At 64.1% G+C, this 8,337-nt stretch carries 6 protein-coding genes; all 6 read right to left on the bottom strand.

Translation table 11 applies throughout. The annotated features are described in order from the left end of the window. Nucleotides 1–9: 9 nt before the first annotated feature. The 6 genes from urtA to AC6I6U_RS32755 all read right to left on the bottom strand — a co-directional run bounded on the left by urtA (nucleotide 10) and on the right by AC6I6U_RS32755 (nucleotide 8,284). Nucleotides 10–1,275, bottom strand: coding sequence for an urea ABC transporter substrate-binding protein (urtA, locus tag AC6I6U_RS32780; protein ID WP_497880054.1), 1,266 nt, complete (start codon nucleotides 1,273–1,275; stop codon nucleotides 10–12). Nucleotides 1,276–1,579: 304 nt separating this feature from the next. Beyond that, nucleotides 1,580–2,590, bottom strand: a complete 1,011-nt coding sequence (locus tag AC6I6U_RS32775; protein WP_497880053.1) for a FecCD family ABC transporter permease — start codon at nucleotides 2,588–2,590, stop codon at nucleotides 1,580–1,582. After that, complete coding sequence (locus tag AC6I6U_RS32770) at nucleotides 2,587–3,537, bottom strand: ABC transporter substrate-binding protein (protein WP_497880052.1); 951 nt, start codon at nucleotides 3,535–3,537, stop codon at nucleotides 2,587–2,589. The genes AC6I6U_RS32775 and AC6I6U_RS32770 overlap by 4 nt, the downstream gene beginning before the upstream one ends. Then, the gene (locus AC6I6U_RS32765; protein ID WP_497880051.1) at nucleotides 3,534–4,322 is read right to left on the bottom strand and encodes an ABC transporter ATP-binding protein; all 789 of its coding nucleotides are present in this window, start codon (nucleotides 4,320–4,322) and stop codon (nucleotides 3,534–3,536) included. The genes AC6I6U_RS32770 and AC6I6U_RS32765 overlap by 4 nt, the downstream gene beginning before the upstream one ends. A 304-nt stretch (nucleotides 4,323–4,626) precedes the next feature. After that, nucleotides 4,627–6,747, bottom strand: a complete 2,121-nt coding sequence (locus tag AC6I6U_RS32760) for a TonB-dependent receptor (RefSeq protein ID WP_497880050.1) — start codon at nucleotides 6,745–6,747, stop codon at nucleotides 4,627–4,629. Between the two features lie 154 nt (nucleotides 6,748–6,901). Next, on the bottom strand, nucleotides 6,902–8,284 hold the full coding sequence (locus AC6I6U_RS32755; RefSeq protein ID WP_497880049.1) for a PepSY-associated TM helix domain-containing protein: 1,383 nt from the start codon (nucleotides 8,282–8,284) through the stop codon (nucleotides 6,902–6,904). Between the last annotated feature and the right edge of the window lie 53 nt (nucleotides 8,285–8,337).

Here is an 8,337-nt window from a genome sequence, read left to right as displayed (position 1 = left end):
CCCCTCCACTCAGTTGCTCTTCACCGCGTAGTCCGGCTTCTTGTCGTTGCCCGGAATGAACGGGCTCCAGGGTTGGGCGCGGATCGGCCCTTCGGTCTGCCAGACCACGTTGAACTGACCGTCCGGCTGGATCTCGCCGATCATCACCGGCTTGTGCAGGTGGTGGTTGGTCTTGTCCATGGTCAGGGTGTAGCCCGACGGCGCGGCGAAGGTCTGGCCGGCGAGGGCCTCGCGGACCTTGTCGACATCGGTCGACTTGGCTTTTTCAACCGCCTGGGCCCACATGTGGATGCCGACGTAGGTGGCTTCCATCGGGTCGTTGGTCACTGCCTTGTCGGCGCCCGGCAGGTTTTTCTTCTTGGCGTAGGCCTTCCAGTCGGCGACGAACTTCTGGTTCACCGGATTGTTCACCGACTCGAAGTAGTTCCACGCCGCGAGGTTGCCCACCAGTGGCTTGGTGTCGATGCCGCGCAATTCTTCCTCACCTACGGAGAACGCCACCACCGGTACGTCGGTGGCCTTCAGGCCCTGGTTCGCCAGCTCCTTGTAGAACGGCACGTTGGAGTCGCCGTTGACGGTGGAAATCACCGCGGTCTTGCCGCCGGCGGAGAATTTCTTGATGTTGGCGACGATGGTCTGGTAGTCGGCATGGCCGAACGGGGTGTAGACCTCTTCGATATCCTTGTCCGCCACGCCCTTGGAGTGCAGGAACGCCCGCAGGATCTTGTTGGTGGTGCGCGGGTAGACGTAGTCGGTACCGAGCAGGAAGAAGCGCTTGGCGCCGCCGCCGTCTTCGCTCATCAGGTACTCCACCGCCGGGATCGCCTGCTGGTTCGGCGCGGCGCCGGTGTAGAAGACGTTCGGCGACATCTCTTCACCTTCGTACTGCACCGGGTAGAACAGCAGGCCGTTGAGTTCCTCGAACACCGGCAGCACCGACTTGCGCGACACCGAGGTCCAGCAACCGAACACCACCGCGACCTTGTCCTGGGTCAGTAACTGGCGGCTCTTCTCGGCGAACAGCGGCCAGTTGGAGGCCGGGTCGACCACCACCGGTTCGAGCATCTTGCCGTTGACCCCGCCCTTGGCGTTGATCTCGTCGATGGTCATCAGCGCCATGTCCTTGAGCGAAGTCTCGGAGATCGCCATGGTCCCGGACAGCGAGTGCAGGATGCCGACCTTGATGGTCTCGGCGGCCTCGACGGTCCAGGTCAGGCCCATGGCGGCAATCGATGCCGACAGGGTGAAAGCCTTGATCAAACTACGACGCTTCATGGTGCGATCTCCAGGGTCTCGATTTTTTTGGTTGGCAGATGCAGACGCTGGGAGGGGTTTTGCAAGGGCTGTGCCGAGTCGATGAAAGGGCCTTGGCTGGCGGGTTTGAGGGCGGTGTGGTCTGAACAGTTGCACCAGGCCGGGGCGGCCTGGAGGTCGCGGTGCGTGGAGGGCGCCAGATTGGTGCCCGGGTCGTCATCGTGCAGCGGCTATCGCCGGCAAGCCGGTCCCCGCAGTGACCATACAGCACGGTAGCCCGGCCGCAGACGATCCCGTGGGAGCCGGCTTGCTGGCGATAGCGCCCTTACCGGCGGCGCATCAGCCCAATGAAGAACAGGCCGCCGATGGCCGCGGTGGCGACGCCAATGGGCAGGTCCTCCGGGGCAATGAGGGTCCGCGCCGCGACATCGACCCAGATCAGGAACAGGCTGCCGAGCAGTGCCGACACCGGCAGCAGGCGGCGGTGTTCCGCGCCCACCAGGTAGCGGGCGATGTGCGGCACCATCAGCCCGACGAAACCGATCGAGCCGCTGATGGAGACCAGCACACCGGTCATCAGCGAAGCGATCAGGAACACCTTGAGGCGCACATTGCGCGCACTCAGGCCCAGGGTCACGGCGGTCTGCTCGCCGGCCATCAGCGCGTTCAGCGAGCGGGCCATGCCCAGCAGCAGGAGCAGCCCGCAGAGCACGCTCAGCGTCGGTACCAGCAGCAGTTCCCAGCGCGCCAGGCCAAGGCCGCCGAGCATCCAGAACATCACCGCGGAGCTGGCCCGGTGGTCGCCGAGAAACAGCAGCAGGTTGGCCAGCGCCATCATCACGAACGACACCGCCACCCCGCACAAGAGCAGGCGCTCACTGTCCAGTCGACCGTTGCGGCTGGCGATGGCGAGTACTGCGAGCATGCTGCCCAGCGCACCGATGAAGGCGGCGATGGGCAGGGTCAGCAGGCCGGTGATTTCCCCCACGTGCAGCACCACGATCACGGCGCCGAGGGTCGCTCCGGAGGTGACGCCGAGCAGGTGCGGGTCGGCCAGCGGGTTGCGGGTCACCGCCTGCAGCACTGCGCCGATCAGCGCCAGGCCGGCGCCGACCAGGGCGCCGAGCAGCATGCGCGGCACGCGGATCAGCCAGACGATATGTTCCTGCCCGGCATTCCACTCCACGGTACCGCTACCCAGCAGCTTGTAGGCGAGGATGCGCCACACCAGGTCCACCGGCAGCCGTGCCGGACCGAAGCCCAGCGACACCACGCAGGACACCAGCAATAGCGCGCCGAGTACCACCAGCAGCAAGGGGTAGCGGCGGCTCATCATTGCGGATGGAACGCCTTGGCCAGGGTTTCGATGGCGTGGACGTTGTCGATGCCCGGCGTTGCCTCGGCGTAGGGAATGACTACGAACCGCTTGTTGCGGATCGCGTCCACCGACTGCAGGGCCGGGTTGTTTTCAAGGAAGTGTTGCTTCTGCTCGGCAGTGATTTCGCTGTAGTCGACGATGACGATCACCTGCGGGTTTTTCTCCACCACGCTTTCCCAGTTGACCCGGGTCCAGCTGGCTTCGACGTCGTCGAGCACATTGCGCCCACCGGCCGCCTCGATCAGTGCCTGGGGCATGGCCAGGCGGCCGGAAGTCATGGCCCGGTCCTCGCCGCTGTCGTAGAGAAACACCCGTGGGCGGTCGGCCGGCAGGTTTTTCCGTACCGCGGCGACACGGGCCTGCATCTGGGCGATCAACGCTTCGGCACGGTCCTGCACGTCGAAGATCCGCCCAAGATTGCGCAGGTCGTTGTAGGTGTCGTCGAGGCTGGCGCCCGGGCGCTTCATCACGAAGGCGCAGGATTCGGTCAGCTCGTAGACGTTGATGCCCAGCGGCGCCAGGGTCTGTGGCGTGAGATCGCCGCCGACGCGCATGCCGTAGTCCCAGCCGGCGAAGAAGAAGTCGACGTTGGCGTTGAGCAGGGTTTCCACCGACGGGTACTTGGCCGCCAGTTCCGGCAGGCCGTCGAGGGTCCGGGCCATTTCCGGGGTCACGGCCTTCCAGCCGCTGATGCCGCTGTAGCCGACCATGCGCGACTTCAGGCCGAGGGCGAGCATCATCTGCGTCATGTTGATGTCGTGGCTGAGCGCGTGGCGGGGCGCTTCCTTGAAGGTCACCTCGCGGTTGCAGCTGTGGACGGTCAACGGGTAGTGCGTCGATTCGGCCAGGCTGGCCATCGAGGTGAACAGGGAACCGAGGCAGAGCGCCAGGCACGGTAATTTCATGGTTGGGTTATCCAGGTGATGCGTGGGTAGCCGCCCAGCGGGTGGTTGTCGACCAGTGCGTCGACGCCGAACACTTCGCGTAGCAGCTCACGGGTGAGCACGGTTTGCGCAGTGCCGCTGGCGACGATGCGGCCGTGATTGAGTACGTACAACCGATCGCAGAAGGCCGCGGCCAGGTTGAGGTCGTGGATGCTGGCGAGGGTGCCGATGTTCAGGCGCCTGACCAGGGTCAGCAGTTCCAGCTGGTAACGTGGGTCGAGGTGATTGGTCGGCTCGTCGAGGATCAGCAACTGCGGCTGCTGGGCCAGGGCGCGGGCGAGGATCACCCGTTGCTTTTCGCCGCCGGACAGGGTGGCGAAGGCGTGGTCCTCGAAGCCGTGCATACCGACCGATTCCAGGGCCTGGTGGATCAATTGACGGTCGAGGGCGGTTTCACCGTCGAACAGTTTTTTGTGGGGCGTGCGGCCCATGCTGACCACTTCCTCGACGGTCAGGCCGAAGGCATCGGGAAACTCCTGCAGGACCACGGCAATGCGTTGGGCGCACCAGCGTGGCGACTGTTTCCAGACGTTCTGGTGTTCCAGCAGGACCTCGCCGCTTTCCGGCTGGCTGAAGCGATAGGCGCACTTGAGCAGGCTGGTCTTGCCACTGCCGTTGGGCCCGATCAGGCCGACGAACTCACCGGCGGCCACCTGCAGGTTGGCGTCCCGCAACTGGAACGAGTGATGGCATTGGCCCTGGCCCAGGGGTGTCCAGGCCAGGTTGGCGAGGGTCAGCGAGGTCATGGGTTGTCAGTATCCAACGGGGTCTGGTGGTTGATCTCTGGTCTTGGGCACGAACTTGTGGCGAGCGGGCTTGCCCGCGTTCGGCCGCGCGGCGGCCGCAAGTCCAGCCAGCGCGTTTCGCCTGATACAGCGCGTTGGCCGGTTTTGGGGCCGCCTTGCGCCCCAGCGCGGGCAAGCCCGCTCGCCACAGAGTCCCGGTTCGGCCCAGGAGCTCCATCGAGTTCCAGTTCAGCCCAGGAACTCAGAGTCCCGGTTCAGCCTAGGAGCTCCAGGGTTCCAGCCCAGGAACTCCATCGTATCCCGCTCAAAAGGTGTAGTCCGCCGTCACGAAGAACGAGCGCGGCTGCCCCAGGATCCATTGTTGACCATCATTGTATTGGCTTTGCGCATACTGGCGGTCGAACAGATTGTTCAATTGCAGGCCCAATGTGGTGTTGCGCATGGCCTTCCACGAGAGATTCGCGTCGACCACGGTGTAGCTCGGCAACTCGGCGCTGTTGGCCAGGTCGGCATAACGGGTGTCGACGTAGCGCACACCGGCACCGGCCTGCACATCATCCGTAATCGCCTTGCTCAACCACAGGTTGGCGGTGCGCCGGGGCACGTCCACCGGACGATTGCCCTTGCGGGAAACGTAGGCGCCGTTGACCTCCTGCTGGAAATCGTCGTACTGCGCCCGCACGATGGCGGCATTGGCCTGCAACTGCCAGTCGTGGGCCAGCTTCAGGTCGAGGCTGGCTTCCAGGCCATCGGACGACTGCTGGCCGACCTGCAGCTTGTTCTGGGTATTGCTCGGATCGTCCGTCAGCAGCTTCTTCTTGACGATGTGGTAGGCCGCCAGGGTCCATTCGCCACGCTGGTCCCAGAACATCTGCTTGAGACCGATCTCACTCTGCTTCGCGGTGGACAGGTCGTACTGCTGCTGGCTCGGGCTCAGGGAGATCAGGCCACCGACGCCGTCGGTGCTGGTGGAGTACTGGCCGTAGAGCGAGGTGTCGGCAGTCATGGCGTACACCAGGCCGACTTTCCAGTTGCTGCCCACCAGGCTCTTGTCGCTATCGCTGCCGTCGACCAGGTTATCGCGGTCGATGTGCACGAAGTCCCGGCGTACACCGGTCACCAGCGACCACTGTTCATTCAGTTGGATACGGTTTTCGGCGAAGACCGAGAACTGGCGCGTGGTGCTCTTGAATTGGTCGCGGTAGGGACTGGCGCTCTCGAAAGCGCCGGGTGTCGGGTGCTCGATATCGATCGGCTGACCGGCCGGCAGCAGGTCATCAAACGGCGAGTTGCTGGCCAGCTTGAAGCGGATGCGGTTGAAATCCACCCCGGTCAGGGTCTGGCTGTCGAGGCCGAACAGGCTGTGCTTGAAGGTGAAGGTCTGGCGGTCGCCGACCTGTTCCTGGTTGTGGCCGATGCCAAGGAAACCACTTCTGAGCAATTGCTGGCTGCTGCTGTTGAAACCGTAGTTCTCGGCGTTCTGCCAGCGGCGCTGGGCCTTGAGGTAATACAGCTCGTTGTTCGAGCTGATGCTGTCGGAGATCTGCCATTCGGTGGTCAGGCGTGTCCACTGGTCGTTGTAGTGCTGGGTGTTGTTGCCGACGTTGTAGTTCCGGTCGCGCAGGTGGCTCTGGTAGTGGCCGTTGATCAGCGGCACGCCGAAATAGTTCATCGGCTGCTGGTCGCCGTAGTCGTGGGCCAGGGTGAACACCAGGCTGTCATTGGCCTGCCAGCGCAGGACGGCGCTGACGAAGTCGCTGGCGGAGTCGCCGCGATCGATCCAGCCATTGCTGCGCAGGCGGTTGAGGTTGATCCGGTAGCTGAGGTTGTCGGTCAGCGAGCCACCGCTGTCGAAGGCTTGCTGCTGGCTGTCATGGGAGCCGTAGCCAAGGCGCAGGTGGTTTTCGATCTCGCCTTCGAACGGTTTTTTCGGGATGGTATTGATCACCGCCCCCGTGGCGCCTTCGCCATACAGCACCGAGGCTGGGCCGCGCAAAACATCCACGCGCTCCACCGCCCAGGTGTCCACCGGGAAGGTCACGGTGCCCATGCCGGTGTACATCCGGTTGCCATCGTACAGTTGCATCACCGAGCTTTGGCCGGTAAAGCCGCGGGCCTGCAGCGAGGTACCGCCATCGCCCGGAGTGCCGGTGCGACTGATCCCGGTGCTGCGTGAAACCGCATCCTGCACGCTGGCGTCACCGCGCTGGCGAATGCGTTCACCGCTCAGGCTTTCGGTGCTGGCCGGGGTTTCCAGGGCGCTGAGCCCCAGGCGCGAGCCGGCGCTGGTCGGAGTCTTCAGGTCGATGCTGTCGTGGTCGACGGCGGGCGCGGTGATGGTGCCGGTGGGCAGGGTCAGCGTGGCATCCGCCTGGGCGTGGTTGAACGCCAGCAGGCAGAGGCCGGACAGGAAATACTTGTTCATCGGGGCAGTGAGTCGCTTTTCTTCGGAGAGTCCCCGCAGCTTGTGGCTGCGGGTCGGGAGGCTTGCGATATTGTTATATTATAACAATATCCGATTGCAAGCGCATAGCTTCCAAAGTCTATAGATCTCTCTATATCAGAGCATCTCACGTTCCTCAGGCTGGTGGTGAGTTCGGTTCATGTTGGCGACCCAGCCGCGACAACAGCAGTTTGTCGAGCAGCCAGACCACGACCAGCGACGCCCCTACCAGCGGGAACAGGATCGCCAGTACCAGCATGACCAGGATCGCGCTCTTCCAGCGCGGCAGGTCGTGACGCAGCGGCGGCACGCCCAGGCTGCCCTGGGGACGGCGTTTCCACCACATCACCAGGCCGCTGACCGAACCGAGCAGGATCATCAGGCAGATCAGCAGGATCACGATCTGGTTGATCGGCCCGAACAGCTTGCCTTCGTGCAGCATCACGCCCATTTCCGTGGCCCGGGCGACGTTGCCGTATTGCTGCCAGCGCACATCGGCGAGGACCGTGCCGGTGTACTGGTCGACATGCAGGGTGGCATCGTTGCGCGGGTCGTCGGCGAACACGGCGATGGTGAAGACGCCTTCGGCGGTGGTTGGCAGGGTGATGCTGTAGCCGGGCTCTACCTGGCGTGCAGTGGCGATGTCGACCACCTGTTGCAGCGTGACGCCCGGAGCCGCGGGGCCGGCCGAGTGGCCGCCATGATGCATGTGTTCGGCATGATCACCGGACATCGGCATCGGCGTGTTCTCCACGGCCCACGGCACGGTCTGGCGCGCCGCCGTGTTCAGGCTGCGGGCCTCGACGTCGGACTTGGGCATGTTGTTCCACATCGGGTCGGGGAATCTGTTCCAGACTTCGGCGTACTGCTTGCCCCAGAAGCCGGTCCAGGTCATGCCGCTGAGCAGCATCAATAGCAGCAGGATCGAGCCCCAGAAGCCGCTCACCGCATGCAGGTCACGCCACAGCAGGCGGCCCCGGGCGCTCAGTCGCGGCCAGAGTACGCCAGCCGAAGAGCGGCCGCGCGGCCACCACAGGTAGACCCCGGACACCACCAGCATCACGCCCCAGCCGGCGGCCAGTTCCACCAGGCGATCGCCGACGGTGCCGATCATCAGCTCGCCGTGCAGGGCGCGGGCGACGGCTTGCAGGTTGAGCTTGGCATCCTGCTCGCCGAGCACGTTGCCCCGATAGGGGTCGATGAATATGTTGAGTTCCCGGCCATCCTGGATCACCACGAACTGCGCGCTGCGTCCGGTGGCAGGTGGCGGCAGGTATTGCTTGATCCGGCCCTGTGGATAAGTGGCGTGGATGCGTTGCAGCTGCTCATCGGCGCTGATCAGGTGATGGCCTGGCTCGACTTTCAGCAGGTTACCGTACATCAGCGGGTCGAGCTGCGGCTTGAACAGGTAGATGATCCCGGTCAGGGCCAGCAGGATCATGAACGGGGCGACGAACAGCCCGGCGTAGAAATGCCAGCGCCAGGCCAGGTTGTAGAACGAAATTTTCGGTTGGCTCATCAGGAGCGCTCCGCAAGGCTTGATTTATTTGAGTGCGAAACCTTGTGGGAACC

The sequence above is a fragment of the Pseudomonas sp. UTLPPB19802 genome (assembly GCF_059730225.1).
The sequence above is the reverse complement of the archived record's forward strand: the minus strand, read 5'-3'. Positions and strand labels throughout refer to the sequence as shown.

Excerpts from the sequence above, each read along its gene's own strand:
- urtA (WP_497880054.1), bottom strand. The coding sequence starts at position 1,275 with ATGAAGCGTCGTAGTTTGATCAAGGCTTTCACCCTGTCGGCATCGATT.
- AC6I6U_RS32775 (WP_497880053.1), bottom strand. The coding sequence starts at position 2,590 with ATGATGAGCCGCCGCTACCCCTTGCTGCTGGTGGTACTCGGCGCGCTA.
- AC6I6U_RS32770 (WP_497880052.1), bottom strand. The coding sequence starts at position 3,537 with ATGAAATTACCGTGCCTGGCGCTCTGCCTCGGTTCCCTGTTCACCTCG.
- AC6I6U_RS32765 (WP_497880051.1), bottom strand. The coding sequence starts at position 4,322 with ATGACCTCGCTGACCCTCGCCAACCTGGCCTGGACACCCCTGGGCCAG.
- AC6I6U_RS32760 (WP_497880050.1), bottom strand. The coding sequence starts at position 6,747 with ATGAACAAGTATTTCCTGTCCGGCCTCTGCCTGCTGGCGTTCAACCAC.
- AC6I6U_RS32755 (WP_497880049.1), bottom strand. The coding sequence starts at position 8,284 with ATGAGCCAACCGAAAATTTCGTTCTACAACCTGGCCTGGCGCTGGCAT.